Source organism: Devosia ginsengisoli (assembly GCF_024707105.1).
Lineage (GTDB): Bacteria > Pseudomonadota > Alphaproteobacteria > Rhizobiales > Devosiaceae > Devosia > Devosia ginsengisoli_A.
The window spans coordinates 638691-653105 of the sequence record NZ_JANQAJ010000006.1 but is presented as its reverse complement, the minus strand read 5'-3'; the positions used below and the strand labels follow the sequence as shown (position 1 = coordinate 653105).

The 14415-nt window shown below is 65.5% G+C and carries 18 protein-coding genes; 6 read left to right on the top strand and 12 right to left on the bottom strand.

All coding sequences use genetic code 11. The annotated features are described in order from the left end of the window. The first annotated feature begins 81 nt into the window (after positions 1-81). The 3 genes from dapB to NVV79_RS06970 are packed head-to-tail and all read left to right on the top strand — an operon-like array spanning position 82 to position 1978. On the top strand, positions 82-909 hold the full coding sequence (gene dapB, locus NVV79_RS06980; protein WP_303987520.1) for a 4-hydroxy-tetrahydrodipicolinate reductase: 828 nt from the start codon (positions 82-84) through the stop codon (positions 907-909). Between the two features lie 5 nt (positions 910-914). Continuing rightward, entirely contained in the window at positions 915-1367 is a 453-nt protein-coding gene (locus tag NVV79_RS06975; protein ID WP_303987518.1) for an EVE domain-containing protein, read from the top strand. Further along, positions 1364-1978, top strand: coding sequence for a 2,3-bisphosphoglycerate-dependent phosphoglycerate mutase (locus NVV79_RS06970; protein ID WP_303987516.1), 615 nt, complete (start codon positions 1364-1366; stop codon positions 1976-1978). The genes NVV79_RS06975 and NVV79_RS06970 overlap by 4 nt, the downstream gene beginning before the upstream one ends. A gap of 256 nt (positions 1979-2234) precedes the next feature. On the opposite strand, the gene NVV79_RS06965 is transcribed toward NVV79_RS06970, so the two are convergent. Together NVV79_RS06965 and NVV79_RS06960 are read right to left on the bottom strand one after the other, a co-directional pair. After that, a complete protein-coding gene (locus NVV79_RS06965; protein ID WP_303987514.1) occupies positions 2235-3104 on the bottom strand; it encodes a bifunctional helix-turn-helix domain-containing protein/methylated-DNA--[protein]-cysteine S-methyltransferase in 870 nt (289 codons plus the stop codon). 73 nt (positions 3105-3177) lie between these two features. Then, positions 3178-3663, bottom strand: coding sequence for a DUF2244 domain-containing protein (locus NVV79_RS06960; RefSeq protein WP_303987512.1), 486 nt, complete (start codon positions 3661-3663; stop codon positions 3178-3180). A 66-nt stretch (positions 3664-3729) separates the two neighbouring features. Here NVV79_RS06960 and nth point away from each other — a divergent pair, with 66 nt between their 5' ends. Beyond that, positions 3730-4386 (top strand): endonuclease III, encoded by a 657-nt coding sequence (gene nth / locus NVV79_RS06955; protein ID WP_369684705.1) that lies wholly within the window; start codon positions 3730-3732, stop codon positions 4384-4386. A 15-nt stretch (positions 4387-4401) separates the two neighbouring features. Here the strand turns inward: nth and NVV79_RS06950 are convergent, their stop codons facing one another. After that, positions 4402-4857, bottom strand: coding sequence for a DUF2214 family protein (locus NVV79_RS06950; protein WP_303987508.1), 456 nt, complete (start codon positions 4855-4857; stop codon positions 4402-4404). A 58-nt stretch (positions 4858-4915) separates the two neighbouring features. Here NVV79_RS06950 and NVV79_RS06945 point away from each other — a divergent pair, with 58 nt between their 5' ends. Together NVV79_RS06945 and NVV79_RS06940 are read left to right on the top strand one after the other, a co-directional pair. After that, positions 4916-5482 (top strand): TetR/AcrR family transcriptional regulator, encoded by a 567-nt coding sequence (locus tag NVV79_RS06945; protein WP_146291012.1) that lies wholly within the window; start codon positions 4916-4918, stop codon positions 5480-5482. A gap of 63 nt (positions 5483-5545) precedes the next feature. Continuing rightward, positions 5546-6550: an adenosine kinase gene (locus tag NVV79_RS06940; RefSeq protein WP_303987506.1), complete on the top strand. Its 1005-nt coding sequence runs from the start codon at positions 5546-5548 to the stop codon at positions 6548-6550. Between the two features lie 176 nt (positions 6551-6726). Here the strand turns inward: NVV79_RS06940 and NVV79_RS06935 are convergent, their stop codons facing one another. From NVV79_RS06935 to NVV79_RS06895, 9 genes are all read right to left on the bottom strand, one after another. Next, entirely contained in the window at positions 6727-7500 is a 774-nt protein-coding gene (locus tag NVV79_RS06935) for a TIM barrel protein (RefSeq protein WP_303987504.1), read from the bottom strand. Then, positions 7497-8195 carry an orotidine-5'-phosphate decarboxylase gene (gene pyrF, locus NVV79_RS06930; RefSeq protein ID WP_303987502.1) on the bottom strand — a complete coding sequence of 233 codons (699 nt, stop codon included), beginning with the start codon at positions 8193-8195 and terminating at the stop codon, positions 7497-7499. Before pyrF ends, NVV79_RS06935 begins: the two co-directional genes overlap by 4 nt. A gap of 188 nt (positions 8196-8383) precedes the next feature. After that, positions 8384-8989: a histidine phosphatase family protein gene (locus tag NVV79_RS06925; RefSeq protein WP_303987500.1), complete on the bottom strand. Its 606-nt coding sequence runs from the start codon at positions 8987-8989 to the stop codon at positions 8384-8386. Between the two features lies 1 nt (position 8990). After that, positions 8991-9536 (bottom strand): NADPH-dependent FMN reductase, encoded by a 546-nt coding sequence (locus NVV79_RS06920; protein ID WP_303987498.1) that lies wholly within the window; start codon positions 9534-9536, stop codon positions 8991-8993. Positions 9537-9697: 161 nt separating this feature from the next. Further along, positions 9698-10582 (bottom strand): glycosyltransferase family 8 protein, encoded by an 885-nt coding sequence (locus tag NVV79_RS06915; protein ID WP_303987496.1) that lies wholly within the window; start codon positions 10580-10582, stop codon positions 9698-9700. A gap of 1 nt (position 10583) precedes the next feature. Further along, positions 10584-11723, bottom strand: coding sequence for a molecular chaperone DnaJ (gene dnaJ, locus NVV79_RS06910; RefSeq protein WP_303987495.1), 1140 nt, complete (start codon positions 11721-11723; stop codon positions 10584-10586). A 152-nt stretch (positions 11724-11875) separates the two neighbouring features. Then, on the bottom strand, positions 11876-12961 hold the full coding sequence (locus NVV79_RS06905) for an alpha/beta hydrolase (protein WP_303987493.1): 1086 nt from the start codon (positions 12959-12961) through the stop codon (positions 11876-11878). 260 nt (positions 12962-13221) lie between these two features. Next, on the bottom strand, positions 13222-13683 hold the full coding sequence (locus NVV79_RS06900; RefSeq protein WP_303987491.1) for a hypothetical protein: 462 nt from the start codon (positions 13681-13683) through the stop codon (positions 13222-13224). A 116-nt stretch (positions 13684-13799) separates the two neighbouring features. Next, a complete protein-coding gene (locus tag NVV79_RS06895) occupies positions 13800-14396 on the bottom strand; it encodes a hypothetical protein (protein ID WP_303987489.1) in 597 nt (198 codons plus the stop codon). Positions 14397-14415 lie beyond the last annotated feature (19 nt).

Here is a 14415-nt window from a genome sequence, read left to right as displayed (position 1 = left end):
CCATGTTGACGGCAATGGGGCAGCGCTGTTGGCGTTTGGCCAAGGCGCTGCTATAGGGCAAGCCGAATTCGGGAGAGCGCAATGGCGGAACTCAAGGTCGTGGTGGCGGGCGCCGGTGGGCGCATGGGCGCGGCCAATATCCGTGCCGTCGCCGCGCTCAACGGTCTCGCCCTGCACGGCGCCGTCGCCAAGCTCCATGCCGCCGTCGACCGGCCCGGCACGCCAGCCATCGGCCAGGATGCGGGCCTCTTCGCCGGCATCGGCCCGCTGGGCATCGCCATTACCGACGATATCGACGCCGCCCTTGCTGGCGCCGATGCCATCATCGACTTCACTGCCCCCCAGGCCAGCGTAGCCCTCGCCGCCAAGGCCGCCGAACGCGGCCTCATCCATGTCATCGGCACGACAGGCTGTTCCGAGGCCGACGACGCCGCCATCGCCCATGCGGCGCAGGCCGGCGCCCGCGTGGTCAAGTCGGGCAATTTCTCGCTTGGGCTCAATGTGCTGGCCAGCCTCGTGCGCAAGGCCGCCGCGACGCTGGCCGAATACGACATCGAGATTCTCGAAATGCATCACGGCCGCAAGGTCGATGCCCCCTCGGGCACCGCTCTGATGCTGGGCGAAGCCGCTGCCGAGGGCCGCAATATCGCCTTGCGCGACCATTCCATCCGCGTCCGCGACGGCCATACCGGCCCGCGCGAAGCCGGCACGATCGGCTTTGCCACCCTGCGCGGCGGCACGGTCGTGGGTGATCACTCGGTGATCCTGGCCGGCCCCTCCGAGCGCATCGAGCTCAATCACCGCGCCGAGGATCGCGCCATTTTCGCCAATGGCGCCGCCCGCGCCGCGCTCTGGGCCGCCGGCAAGCCCGCCGGGCTTTATTCCATGACCGACGTGCTGGGGCTGTGACCGGCATGGCCACGCCGACCTGCTGGATCGGTGTGGCGGCGGCGGCGCATGTGCGCGTGGGTCGCCAGCAGGGCTTCGTCATGTTCGCCCATGGCAAGCATAGCGCTGTCAAACGCCTGCAGCCGGGCGACGCCTTCGCCTATTATTCGCCGACCGAAACCCTGGGCGGCAAGGATGCGGTGCGCCGCTTCACCGCCATCGGCACCATTGCCGAAGGCGCGCCCGGGCCCAGCGCGGTCATGGGCGCCACCGAAGCCTGGATGCGCCGCGCGCATTATCTCGACGCCCAGGAAGCCGATATCTACCTGCTGCTGCCCCAGCTCGATTTCGTCAGCGATCCCGCCCATTGGGGCATGTATTTCCGCAAGTCGCTGTTCTCAGTCAGCGCCGCCGACTTTTCCCGCATTGCCGCCGCCATGAGCGTCGGCCAAACTTCAATCTCGGAGACTAGCCAATGACCGGTACCCTGATCCTCGTGCGCCACGGGCAGAGCGAGTGGAACCTCAAGAACCTCTTCACCGGCTGGCGCAATCCGGACCTGACGGAAAAGGGCATCGAGGAAGCGCGCGCCACGGGCAAGGCGCTCAAGGCCAAGGGCATTGTGCCTGATTGCTACTATACCTCGGCCCTGCGCCGGGCCCAGCACACGCTCGACCTGATGCTGGAGGAAATGGCAATCGACAATGTCACCATCGTCAGGAACACCGCCCTCAACGAACGCGACTATGGCGACCTCTCTGGCCTCAACAAGGATGATGCGCGCGAAAAGTGGGGCGAGGAACAGGTGCTGGTTTGGCGCCGCAGCTTCGACGTGCCCCCGCCCGGCGGCGAAAGCCTCAAGGACACCGCCGACCGCACCCTGCCCTATTACCAGGCCGAAATCGTGCCGCTGCTGCAAGCCGGCAAGACCGTGCTCGTGGCGGCGCATGGCAATTCGCTGCGTGCGCTGGTCATGGCCATCGAGGGGCTGTCGCCGGATGAGATTTTGAAGCGCGAGATCGCTACGGGGGAGCCGACGATCTACAGGATCGGGCCGGACGGCAAGCTGGTGGAGCGGGTGGCGCTTTAGGGTCCACTCTCGCCACCGGCGCTTCCCCAACCGCGATCGTCACCCTCGGGCTTGACCCGAGGGCTCTATACTTGCCGCAAGTCCATCAAGTGCAGTGTCCTCGGGTCAAGCCCGAGGATGACGGCTGGTGGGTGTGGCACTGGCGGTGGGCAGATGAGACCTCGCGATTCACGTGAAACTTCGAACCGGCCGAAGGCAAAATCGCTCCGGTGGAGCGATTTTAGGTGAGAAGGCCATGAGGGCTATGCCCGAATGGCTAATGCGCCGCCGAAACCACCCCGGCTTCCCAGCCCAGGATGGCCCGCTTGCGCGGCACGCCCCAGTGATAGCCGGTCAGCGCCCCTGACGTGCCCACCACGCGATGACAGGGCACGACGAAGCTGATCGGGTTCTTGCCGACCGCTGCGCCGACCGCTCGCGCGGCCGTGGGCCGGCCGATCTGGTTGGCGACACTCTGATAGGTCGTGGCCTGGCCGCAGGGAATCTTCAGCAGCGTCTCCCACACCTTGACCTCGAAATCGGTGCCGATCAGCACCACGCGCACCGGATGGTCGGGCGACCAGCGCGCCGGATCGAAGGCCTGCGCGATCATGGGGGCCACGCGGGCATCGTCCCGGACGAAGCGCGCATTGGGCCAGCGATTGGCCAGGTCCTCGAAGGCCTGCTCGATCGTCATGTCCGCATCGGCAAAGCCCAGGCCCGACATGCCGTAATCGGTGGCTGTCACCACCGCCATGCCGAAGGGCGATGGCGCGGCGCCCCAGACCATGTCGATGCCTTCGCCACCGGCCCGGAAAATGCCGGGCGGCATGGCTTCATAGGTCACGAACAGGTCATGCAGCCGCGAGGTTGAGCTCAGGCCCACTTCATAAGTGGTGTCGAGCACGCTCTCCTTGCTGCGCAACAGGCTCTTGGCATGGTCCAAAGCCACGGCCTGGGCGAAGCTCTTGGGCGAAAGGCCGCACCAGCGGCGGAACAGCTCGGTCAGCTGCCGCTCCGTCATGCCCAGGCCCCGCGCAAAGCGGGCAAGATCGGTGCCATCGGGTCCGTTCTCGCTCAGGTAGCGGATGGCGGCGCGGATGGTGTCATAGTCCGTCGCAGGGGTCATATGCGTGATCTGGTTCATCGGAACACCCGTCATTTGTCTGGGTGTCTATGTAGGAGAGGCAGGCCGTGGATGCGACCCGGTTTTGACGGCTTCAGGCAGCCTGTCGTGCCCGGCGCAAAGCCGTGCCGAAGGCCTTGGCGAAGCTCGAGCGATCCTCGGGCTTGAGGAAGGCGCCAAGCTCCATCTCATCGGTGCCGGCGCGCAGCCGCATGGCGACGGTTTTCTCGTTCTCGTCGCGCTCCAGCACCAGCCTGACGCTGGCCGGATCGAACCGGCGCAAGGTGCGCACGCCATGGCGGTCCGTACTGGCGATTTCGAGCTGGTCGGGCCAGAGCGTGACCTGCTGCGTCAGCTTGCGTCGCCGTGATTGCCGCAGCGACAGCGCCACGAGGCCCGCCCCGCCGATGGCGAAGGCAATGGCGGTGGGCTGCAGCACGCCGGGCACCAGCACGGCCAGCGGCATGACTGCGATGGCGGCCAGCACGAAGGCCAGCCAGCCGCCGAACAGGCGCGGCGATTGGTCCGGCTTCAGCGCGGCGGCGAACAGGGGTGTGGTGGTTGTGGCTTGCATTGGCATGGCTGACTCTTCACCACTGACTATAGGCGCAGAATCAGAGGCGAGAGAATGGCGGCGGCGAAAAAAGTGAAGGCCCTTCCCAAGGCTGATATCGAGGCGATCTTCGCCCGCTTTCACGAAATCGAGCCCGAGCCCAAGGGCGAGCTCGATTATCTCAATGCCTTTACCCTCCTGGTCGCCGTGGTGCTCTCGGCCCAGGCCACCGATGCCGGGGTCAACAAGGCCACCAAGCGCCTGTTCGAACTCGCTCCCTCGCCAGCGGCCATGGTGGCCCTGGGCGTTGAGCGCATCACCGAACTGGTCAAGACGATCGGGCTCTATCGCGGCAAGGCCAAGAATGTCTTCGCGCTGAGCCAGATCCTGCTCGACAAGCATGGCGGCGAAGTGCCCGACGACCGCGACGCGCTCGAAGCCCTGCCCGGCGTCGGCCGCAAGACGGCCAATGTGGTGCTCAATATCTGGTTCAGGCAGCCTACTATTGCAGTGGATACCCACCTGTTCCGCGTCGGCAACCGCACCGGTCTCGCCCCCGGCAAGACGCCGCTGGCTGTGGAGCAGCAATTGCTCAAGGCGGTGCCGACGCAATATATGCTGCATGCCCATCATTGGCTGATCCTGCACGGCCGCTATGTCTGCAAGGCGCGAAAGCCCGAATGCTGGCGCTGCGTCATTGCCGAATGGTGCCGCTTTGAGCCGAAGACGCCGCTGCCGACCGGCAAGTAACGCGCCGGTTCTCGCTCAGCTCACGCCATATCCGCGCGCCATGGCGGCCGCGAAGATCGGGATCAACACCAGCATCCCTGCCTGTAGGTGGATGAACCGCCGGCTCGCCGCGATTTCCGTATGCGGCACGGCATAGCCGGCATCGCCCTTTCCGGCACTGTCCCAGCGACGAATGGCCAGCGTCGGCTGGATGCTCAGCAGGCCCACCGCGAGAAAGGCGGCCATTTTGGCCCAGAAGGCATAATTGGCGACGTAATACTCCCAGCCACTGGCGCCGAAGATCACCCGCAGCACGCCCACCACGATGACCAGCATCGCCATGCCGCCATAGGCCGCGTCGATCCGCGCCAATTGCCCGACGCGCGCGCCGGCCAGACCCGGCCGCAGCAGGGCGAATTCGGCGGCGAGGATCGCCACCAACAGGAACACTGCAAGGTGATGGCCGATGGCCAGGATCAGGTCGATATCCATTTGCGCGCTCAACAGGTCATGTTATCAATGCTTACATATATCCGCCCAGAAGTAAGCAATGTCAACATCTCTTCCAAACGCCCCCTATCACCATGGCGACCTGCGCAATGCCCTGCTCGAGGCGGCTTTGGTCATTCTCGAACGCGACGGCGAGGCCGGGCTCGGCCTGCGCGACCTGGCGCGGGCGGTGGGCGTGTCCCCGGCGGCGCCCTATCGCCATTTCGACAACCGCGCCGCTTTGCTCGAAGCCTTGGCCGTCACCGGCTATCAGCGCTTCACCCGCGCCATGGAGGATGTGGCCGAAGCCAATCCGCCCGACATGCTCTCGGTCATGGGCAAGACCTATGTGCTTTTTGCCCTTCGCAATGCCGCCCTGTTCCGGCTGATGTTTTCGCCCCAGCTCAAGCGCGACAACCGCCCCGGCCTGCGCATGGCCGCCGATGCCGCCTTTGCCACGCTCCGCCATGTCGGTGGCAGCGGCGATACCCGCGCCAGCCGCGTGACGGCTTTGGCCGCCTGGGCACGGGTGCATGGCCTCGCCGTGCTGTTGCTGGACGGCCAGATCGCCCTGCAGGCCGGTGAGGATATCGAGGCGCTGATCAGCGACATCATTGAGCGGCACTAGGTTGCCGAGCTTTCCCTCATGCTCTAAACCGGCTGACGGCTTTTCTCGCGCCGGAACCTCCTGATGACCCAGACCCGCTTCGACGTCCTCACCATCGGCAATGCCATTGTCGATATCATTGCCCCGGTGGAAAAGGGCTTCATCGAAGCCGAAGGCATGAAAGAGGGCATCATGCACCTGATCGATACCGATCGGGCCGAGGACCTCTATGGCAAGATGCCGCTGGGCCGGCAGCAGATTTCGGGCGGCAGCGCCGCCAATACCGCGGCGGGCGTCGCCTCCCTGGGCGGCCGCGCCGCCTTTGTCGGCAAGGTGGCAGACGATCCGCTGGGCGACGTGTTCGAAAGCGATCTCGACGCCATCGGCGTGCATTACGCCACCTCCCGCCTCAAGAATGGCGCCCTCACCGCCCGCTCGATGATCTTCCTCAGTGAAGATGGCGAGCGCACCATGAACACCTATCTCGGCGCCTGCCACCAGCTCACCGAACAGGATATCAAGCCCGACGAGATCGGCGCCGCCGCCATCACCTATATGGAAGGCTTCCTGTGGGACCCGGTGGAGGCCAAGAAGGCCTTCGTGCTGGCTGCGCACTATGCCCACAAGAACGAGCGCGCCGCCGCCTTCACCCTCAGCGACCCCTTCTGCGTCGATCGCTACCGCGCCGAATTCCTCGACCTGATGCGCTCCAAGACCATCGATTATGTCTTCGCCAATGTGCATGAGCTGAAATCACTCTACGAGACCGACGATCTGGGCGAAGCGGTGCGCCAAGTGGCTAAGGATACCGAACTGGCCGCCATCACCATGGGCGCCGATGGCGCCATGGCCATCTATAATGGCGAAGTGACCTCGGTCCCCGCCTTTCCCGTCGACAAGGTGGTCGACGCCACCGGCGCCGGCGACCTCTTCGCCTCGGGGTTTTTGCTCGGTATAGCGCGGGGGCAGACGCTGGAATCGGCGCTCAAGACGGGATGCCTGGCTGCCAGCGAAGTCATCTCCCATATCGGCGCACGGCCGCAGTTGGATCTGCAGGACCTGACGGCAGAACATGGGTTGGTGGGGTAAACCCCAGCGCCTGCTCGTGTGAGTATCCCCACCCTCATTCCCTCCCCACAAGGGGGAGGGGAAGCCCGGCCGGTGGTCGGGAAAATATCCGAGATGATCCTTGAAAGATCGATCTGGCGCCTCCCTCCCCTTGATGGGGAGGGATAGAGGGTGGGGTGGAGCCAAGAACGCCGAGGCTAGCGGAGCCCCAAGCTCCCCCGCATCTGCCGCAGCGCATCCGCCGTCGTCCCCGTCGGCTTGAACTCCAGCCCCACGGCGCCGGCATACCCCTGCCCCAACAGCCAATCGAGCTTCGGCTTGAGCGGCAGATATCCGCTCCCCGGCTGGTTACGCCCCGGATGGTCGGCGACATGCACATGCACGATGCGGTTGAGCCGTCCGGCGGCCACCACTTCGGGGTCCTCGCCCATCACCATGGAATGGTAGAGATCGTAGGTAATGCCGATTTCCGGCCGGTCGACCTTGTCGACGATATCGAAGCCCTCGGCACTGCTGGTGAGGTAATAGCCGGGGTGATCGACGCGATCGTTGAGCGGCTCCAGCCCCAGCTTCACGCCCGAGCCGGCCAGCACCTCGGCCGAACGCGCCATGGCCGTCACCAGCGCATCATGCTGGCGCGCACGGTCCACGCCATCAAGCAGCGGTCCCGATTGGCAGATCAGCACCGGCGCACCCAGCCTTATGGCCACATCGCGACTCTTTTCGAGCCCGGCGAGGAACCGGTCATGGTCGGTTTCGCGCGTCAGTTCGGCAAAGGGCTCGGCCACGATGCCGGCCAGCTTCACACCGGTCTCGTCGAGGGCGCCTTTGATGGCGTCGAGATTCTTGCTGGACCACAGCCAGAATTCGACAAATTCGAAGCCTTCGGCCTTGGCGAGACGGATACGCTGCGCAAAATCGTCCGTTTCGGGGACGAACAGCATTTCGATACAGGCGGAAAGCCGCATCACGCCACGCGCAGGCCGGTATTCATGTCGGCCAGGATAGCCCGCGCCGCCGCGGCGGGATCAGCGGCGGCAATCACCGGGCGTCCGACCACCAGATGCGTCGCGCCGGCGGCCAGCGCATCGCCGGGGGTCATGGCGCGCTTCTGGTCGCCCATGGCCGAGCCGGCCGGCCGAATGCCGGGGGTGACGATGGCCATTTTCGGCCCGATGATGGTGCGCACCATTTCGGCTTCATGCGCCGAGGCCACCAGCCCGCCAATGCCCGCATCGCGCGCCTGCTGCGCCCGCAGGGCCACCAGCCCCGCCGTGTCGCGGGCAAAGCCGGCTTCGGCCACGTCGGCATCGTCCATCGAGGTCAGCACCGATACGCCCAGCACGCAGAGGTCGGAGCCGGCGGCGCCACGCACGGCCGCCCGCATGCATTGCGGATAGGCATGCACGGTCAGCATGGTCGCGCCGCTCTCGGCAATCGCCGCCACGCCCTTTTCGACCGTATTGTCGATATCGAGGAGCTTGAGATCGAAGAAGACTTTCTTGCCCGCCTTGAGCAGGTCCTTGCCCAGCGCGAAGCCGTCTGCGCCATAGAAGCACTGGTAGCCGATCTTGTAGAAATCGACTGCGTTCCCCAGTAGCGACACGATTTCCTCGGCGCGTCCGCGTGACGAAACGTCGAGGGCCACGATCAATTGGCCTGCCATTGAGTCTTCCTCCGATGTCGCTATTGGACCTGCGTTAGAGCAAAAACCGCCGCTTCGCAAGTTGCGGCAAGCTCCGGCATATCCAGTAGACCTCATCCTGAGCTTGTCGAAGGACGAGGTCGTGGCACCAAGCCTCCACTCGCTCGACCTCGTGGTTCGACAGGCTCACCATGAGGTCTTTTGAAGCACTAGTCGAACCAGCCCGGCGCCAGAGCCTCCATGGGCATCCAGTCGCTGTGCAATTCCATGGCCTCGAGATCGAAGACAAAGGCATTGCCGCCGCCCGGATCGGCCATGCGGCGTTGGTCTTCGTCGCGGGCAATCACGCGGCTGCCCACGAAACATTTGAGCAAGGTCCCCACCGCCCCATGTCCGCAGAAGACCGCGGGCCTGCCGGCCAGAACATTGTCCAGCGCCCGACGCACCGCCGTGACGATGCGCGCCTGTGCATCGCTGGCCGTCTCCCAGCCCTCGATGCTCTGCCCCGGCTCGGCAAAGAAGCGGTCGGCCGTCGCCTCGAATTGCTCGGGCGCCAGGAAGCCGGTGCTGCTGCGGTCATTCTCGCCCATGGCGGGGTCGACGATCACTTCTGCGCCGATGGCCGCCGCTATGGCCCCGGCCAGATCCGTCGCCTTGGTCTCGTCGCTGGAAAAGATCATCGCCGCATCGGGCACCACGCCGCTTGCGGCAAAGGCCCGCGCCCGCGCCAGGCCTTTTGCATTGAGCCCCCAGCGCGGCGTCGGCACATTGGGGTCGATCACCACCTGCGGATGGGTGAGGTAAAGCGCCTTCATGTCAGCCCCGCCTGATATGGATGAGATCATGCACCAACTGGTCCACCTTGCGGATAATGGCCGGTTCGACGAAATCGCCATTCTCGTCGAACACATCCTCGTCCGGCCCGATGCCCAGCAGGCCCGGCGCCACCAGCCCGCCCACCTTGGACAGGCTGTCGCGCAGGTGGCTCAGCGCCCAGATCGTTCCGTATTTGCCCGAGCTCACCCCGCCAATGCCGATGACGGGGTGGCGGAAGGGGCTGGGCTTCTGCCGGCTCAGCCAGGCCAGCATATTGACCAGCAGCGGCGGCAATCCGCCATTATATTCGGGCGTGGCGATGAAGACCGCGTCATGGCTCCGCCACAGCTCGGCCAACCGTCCGGCGGCCTCGGGCACCTGGTCGGGCTCCAGGTCTTCGTTGAAGATCGGCATGTCGAAATCGGCCAGGCTGATGGCATTGACCGTGACACCCGCCGCGACGAGCTTGCGCCCCATATGGTCCTGCAGCATCCGGTTGCGCGAGCCCTGGCGGATGGAGCCGGAAAGCGTGAGGGCGGTCGTCATGGCATGTCCTGTATTGCCGGCCATCGCGTGCGGCGCGGCCCCGTTCGTCGTTGCTAGGACATTGACGGAATGGCGGCAATACCCCGGCCTCGCCGGAGCCTGCCCGCAGACGCTTGCAGCCAGTCGCGGCCGCGAGCCAGCGCACCGCTGGTCCTCGGCGCTCAGGCCAGCTTGAGCCAGGTCCTGACCATCCGCACCATCCGTTCGCGGCGATACAGGTAGTAATATTCGTTGGTCATCAGGTGCCGATAGGTGCGCTTGAAGGCCACCCGCGACCAGGCGAACCACGGCTTGGGATTGGCCGAATAATGCACGATGGCGGGGTTGAACACTTCATGCGCCGGTTCGGCATTCTGCAGGTTCCAGCGCGGATCGACCTCCAATATGCGCCCCCGGAAGCAGAAATTGATCATGTCCTGATCGTAGTAGAACAGGGCGAGTTCCGCGGCCGGCAGCCGCGCCAGCGCCGCGGCAAAGTCCATCTGGCGATATTGCGCCATGTCGATCAGCATGACCCCGGCATTGAAATAGGGCTGCGCCATGGAAAAGGCATTGCGGGCGCGCAGGTCCTTGCCGGCAATGACATGCATGCGGTCGGGCTGCAGCACGGCGGCAATGGCATGGCCCTGCATGTCCATGCCATAGAGCGGATCGAGCGCCGTCCGCACGAAGATATCGCTGTCGAGATAGAGCACCCGCGCGATATCGGGATCGAGCAGGTCGCCCAGGAAAAGCCGGGCATAGACGATGGGGTTGAGCCGCCGCAGCTTGATGCGGGGGAAGTTCGCGATGCGATCGGTCAGGATGCCGCGCGCATCGATATCGATGAAATCGAGCCGCGCCCCATAGTCGTGCCCGATGCTGGCGATTGCCGCCTGGTGCTCCGGCGTCAGCGTGCGGTGCAGCAGGTGGAAGCGCAACCGCTCGGGATGGGGCGTCGTCAGGCAGATCGAGCGCATCGTGGCATAGGTCGGCGCCCAGAAGGCGTCGTCGAACGCCAAGGCGATCTCGATCGAACCGCCCGCCTCCTCGCCAGGTTGGGACACGTCAGGCCTCGAACATTTTCTTGAGCTTGGTGAAGAACCCGCCCGAGGTCGGGCTGTTTTCCTCGGTCTCCAGCTTGGCGAATTCTTCCAGCAATTCGCGCTGCCGCCGGCTCAGCGCCTGCGGCGTCTCGATGTCGAGCTGTACATAGAGATCGCCGACATCCTTGCTGCGCAAAACCGGCATGCCCTTGCCCTTGAGCCGCACGCGCTGGCCCGGCTGGGTGCCGGCGGCGACCTTGACCTTGGCCCTTGCGCCATCGAGCGTCGGCACTTCGAATTCCCCGCCCAGGGCCGCCGTGGTCATGGCGATGGGCACCCGCGCATAAAGGTCGGCGGCATCGCGCTGGAACAGGTCATGCGGGCGGATGGAGATGAAGATATAGAGATCGCCCGGCGGGCCGCCGCGCAAGCCGGCCTCGCCCTCATTGGCGAGGCGGATGCGCGTGCCGTCCTCGATGCCCTTGGGGATATCGACGCTGAGCTTGCGGTTTTCCTGCCGGCGGCCCTGGCCACCGCAATCGGTGCAGGGCTGGTCCATCATCTGGCCACGGCCCTGGCAGACCGGGCAGGTGCGTTCGATGGTAAAGAACCCCTGCGCCGCGCGCACCTTGCCATGGCCGTTGCACTGCCGGCAGGTATGGGTGCCGGTGCCCGGCTTGGCGCCCGAACCGTCGCAGGTGGTGCAGCCCACCAGCGTCGGCACGTCGATTTCGACCGTGCGGCCCTCGAAGCTCTCTTCGAGGCTGATTTCCAGATTGTAGCGCAGGTCGCTGCCGCGGAGCTTGGCCGCGCCGCCCCCACCGCCGCGCCCGCGACCGCCGCCCATGAAGTCGCCGAAAATATCGTCGAAGATATCCGACATGGACGAGGTGAATTCCGGCCCGAAGCCGCCCGGTCCCCCGCGGCCGCCGCCATTCTCGAAGGCGGCATGGCCGAACCGGTCATAGGCGGCCCGCTTCTGGCCGTCCTTGAGCGTGTCATAGGCCTCGTTGATTTCCTTGAACCGGGCTTCCGCCTCGGCATTGCCGGGGTTGCGGTCCGGATGGTGCTGCATGGCCAGCTTGCGATAGGCGCTCTTCAGCGCCGCGTCGTCGGCGCCCTTCTGAACGCCGAGCACCTCGTAGAAATCCCGTTTGGACAAAAACCCGTTCTCCGATACGGCCGGTCGCGACAGACGCGCCCCGCCAAAATCCTAGCCCCTAGATGGCAATCGACCCCTCGCCCCGCAAGGGGGTCTGGGGCCGCTATAGGCAAAACCACTGGTCCGCTCCTTAGCAAGACAGACCGCCGGCTTCAACAATGCTGATTCGGAGGACTAGCTGTGCCGGGCCGGCGCAAAGGCCTTGCCCAGCGCGTCGGCCGTGTCCGATTGCGCGAACAGCGCCTTGGTGACGACGAGGCCGAGCCCGAAAAACCCTGCACCACGCCCTCATAGGTCCAGCAATTGACCGCGACGCCAGCCTGCTCCAGCATCTCGGCCAGCGCCTCGCCCTCCGAGCGCAGCGGATCGATCCCCGCCAGCACGATGGTTGCCGGCGCCACGCCGGCCCAGTCCTCGTGCGCGACGAGATTGATGCGGGCATCGGCCGATTCGGCCTCGTCGGCAAACACCTGCCGGAAGCGCCAGCGCATGGCCGGCAGCCCGATCGGGCGTGCCCGCAGCGTTTCGCCATAGGAGGCGGTGGTCATGTCATTGCCGGCAATCGGGTGGATCAGCACCTGATGCACCGGCTGCGCGCCGCGCCCGGCTCGCGCCCGCAGAGCCACATGGGCGGCCAGGTTCGCCCCGGCATCCTCGCCCGCCAGGGCCAGCCGCTTCTTGTCGCCGGCCAGCGTCTTGGCCTGCTGGTTCAGCCAGTTCCAGGCCGCCCAGGCATCGTCATGGGCGGCGGGAAACGGGTGCTCAGGCGCCAGCCGGTAGGCCACCGACACCACGATGGCCCCGGTGCGCCGGGCAATGGCCCGGGCGGACGCATCATGGCTGTCGAGATCGCCGGTGACGAATCCGCCGCCATGGAAGTAAAGCACCATGGGATTGAGCCGGCTCAACAGGCCCAGCGGGCGATAGATCCGCCCCGGCAGGTCCCCCTCGGCCCCGTCAAGGACGATATCTTCCGCCTCGACGCCATCGTCCGGCCGCTCGCGCCCCTGCCGGCCCAGAATGGCGCTGATCGCCTCGGCGGGTCGTGGCTGGCGCCGCGCCACGTCGGGCGACAGCAGTTCCAGCGGCCGGGCGCCCATTTCGGTCAGCCGGTCCAGCACATGCTTCATATCGGCATCGAGCCGCTGCATCGGATCACCGCCGATCAGCTCGGCAATGCGGCCGATGGAATCGTCCTTCCGGTCGTGGGACGGCTCATGGCTATGTGGATCGGACATGGCGAGGCCTCGCGCTTTCGTGAAAGCTCCTTGGACAGCCAAAACCGGGAGGGAGTTGGGCGCGATTGGGCCCATTTTGCGGCGCCCGACAAAAAGGCCCCGGATCGCTCCAGGGCCGAAAGACGGATTCACGTGAAACTTCTCGTCGGCCCTTTGGACAAAAAACGCTCCAGCGGAGCGTTTTTAGGCGAGAAGGCCATGAAACCTGCGGTCGAATGGCAGGAGTCAGCGGCATGGAGCCATGGCCCTTTGCAGCAAGCTCAGGCGGCAACAGTCGCGGTCATCGCCACGCCATGGTCCATCAGCTTCTTGCGCGCGGCATTGACGGCGTCGATGCTGAATTCGTCCTCGTGGCCGACCACGATCGCCTCGCCCGTCAGGTCGCCGCGGCCATGGGCCACCAGCTTGTCGAAACCGTCGGATAGGTCCGGCGTCATCACCTGTTCGGACAGCACGCGCACCGCGCCGAACTTCTTGTGTTTCGCGCGGACCTTGATGAGCTTGGTGGCGCGGCCATTCTCGGCGGTGCGGAATTCCTCGGCAGCCACCAGGCTGGTCCAGAAGGCGCGCTCGACGCCCGCTTCGTGCTCGGCGCCGGCCAGTTCGGCAATACGGAGCTGGCAGCCGAAAGCCAGGTCGTCATAGCCAAGCCGCACGGCATTGGCCATGAGCTTGCGCAGTTTTTCAGGGTCGGTGAAGGTCTTGGGGTCTGGAATGTTCATTCGTCACCCTAAGCCATCGGGCAGCAAATAGCGAATGAATAGCTCGTCCGATGCCATCCCAGGGCCGGATCGCGGGGTGCCCGCGATGGGCGGAGCATTCCTGATGGACGGGAAGCTCAGCCGTCCGGCGTGAGCTGGGCATTCTTTTCGGTCGGGTTGAGCCGCCCCACTTCGCCGATGCGCACATAGAGTTCGAGCAGCGGCACCACCAATGCATTGGTCGCCGCCATCACCTCGGCCTGATAGGCCGCCACCTGCTCGTCGGTCTCGATGACTTTGCCGGCATTGGCGAAAATCACGTTGATCATGCCATTCATCGCCGCATTGACCTCGGCCGTCGCCCTGGGCCCGGCTTCCGCGGTGAACATGGGCAGCAGCGCCAGGTTCTGCGCACCGACCCGCGCCACCAGTTCCTGCAGGCGCAGCACCTCGTCCTGCACCGGTTCCCCGGTCACCAGCTTCTGCGCCACCACCGAATAGAGGCCCTGGAAATCCTCCATCTTGACGCGGAGGTCGTTGTAGTTGCGCACTACGAAATCGGTGCGCAGCTTCTGCGCCTCGAACTGGGCGTTGACCTGCGGAGCGAGGAAATAGGTGCCGGCTGCGCCGGCCAGCAGCATGATCAGCGTGAACCACATCGGGGTGCGATCGCCCCCCAGGAAGCTGGTGACGATGCGGCGCCTGGATGGGGGCGGCGGGGGCGTGTCGGTCAAAGCTGGGCCGTGGCGTTGT

Excerpts from the sequence above, each read along its gene's own strand:
- dapB (WP_303987520.1), top strand. The coding sequence starts at position 82 with ATGGCGGAACTCAAGGTCGTGGTGGCGGGCGCCGGTGGGCGCATGGGC.
- NVV79_RS06975 (WP_303987518.1), top strand. The coding sequence starts at position 915 with ATGGCCACGCCGACCTGCTGGATCGGTGTGGCGGCGGCGGCGCATGTG.
- NVV79_RS06970 (WP_303987516.1), top strand. The coding sequence starts at position 1,364 with ATGACCGGTACCCTGATCCTCGTGCGCCACGGGCAGAGCGAGTGGAAC.
- NVV79_RS06965 (WP_303987514.1), bottom strand. The coding sequence starts at position 3,104 with ATGAACCAGATCACGCATATGACCCCTGCGACGGACTATGACACCATC.
- NVV79_RS06960 (WP_303987512.1), bottom strand. The coding sequence starts at position 3,663 with ATGCCAATGCAAGCCACAACCACCACACCCCTGTTCGCCGCCGCGCTG.
- NVV79_RS06950 (WP_303987508.1), bottom strand. The coding sequence starts at position 4,857 with ATGGATATCGACCTGATCCTGGCCATCGGCCATCACCTTGCAGTGTTC.
- NVV79_RS06945 (WP_146291012.1), top strand. The coding sequence starts at position 4,916 with ATGTCAACATCTCTTCCAAACGCCCCCTATCACCATGGCGACCTGCGC.
- NVV79_RS06940 (WP_303987506.1), top strand. The coding sequence starts at position 5,546 with ATGACCCAGACCCGCTTCGACGTCCTCACCATCGGCAATGCCATTGTC.
- pyrF (WP_303987502.1), bottom strand. The coding sequence starts at position 8,195 with ATGGCAGGCCAATTGATCGTGGCCCTCGACGTTTCGTCACGCGGACGC.
- NVV79_RS06925 (WP_303987500.1), bottom strand. The coding sequence starts at position 8,989 with ATGAAGGCGCTTTACCTCACCCATCCGCAGGTGGTGATCGACCCCAAT.
- NVV79_RS06920 (WP_303987498.1), bottom strand. The coding sequence starts at position 9,536 with ATGACGACCGCCCTCACGCTTTCCGGCTCCATCCGCCAGGGCTCGCGC.
- NVV79_RS06905 (WP_303987493.1), bottom strand. The coding sequence starts at position 12,961 with ATGTCCGATCCACATAGCCATGAGCCGTCCCACGACCGGAAGGACGAT.
- NVV79_RS06900 (WP_303987491.1), bottom strand. The coding sequence starts at position 13,683 with ATGAACATTCCAGACCCCAAGACCTTCACCGACCCTGAAAAACTGCGC.